The organism is Undibacterium sp. Xuan67W (genome assembly GCF_049340165.1).
In the GTDB taxonomy this organism is placed as follows: domain Bacteria; phylum Pseudomonadota; class Gammaproteobacteria; order Burkholderiales; family Burkholderiaceae_D; genus Undibacterium.
Genome location: NZ_JBMPPN010000065.1, coordinates 1 through 282 on the forward strand (window position 1 = coordinate 1; position 282 = coordinate 282).

The 282-nt window shown below is 44.0% G+C and carries 1 protein-coding gene; it reads left to right on the top strand.

Annotation, left to right across the window (positions count from 1 at the left end; genetic code table 11):
- A partial coding sequence (locus ACO0LE_RS20285) for a DDE-type integrase/transposase/recombinase (RefSeq protein ID WP_422962130.1) occupies positions 1-282 on the top strand: 282 nt, incomplete at both ends.

Genomic DNA, 282 nt, shown 5'->3' on the forward strand with positions numbered 1-282 from the left:
ATCTGGCGGTGGTCATCGATCTTTATTCAAGGGCTGTCGTTGGTTGGTCAATGAAATCAACGATGGCGACAGAAATTGTTCTCGATGCGTTATTGATGGCTGTTTGGAGAAGACACCCTAAGCACCCCGTTATTATTCATTCAGATCAAGGCAGTCAGTTTGGCAGTGATGATTTCGCACGTTGGTGCAAAGAACATCAACTTGTGCCAAGCATGAGTAGACGTGGGAATTGTTACGATAATGCGGTAGCTGAATCATTCTTTAGCAATTTGAAGAAAGAGC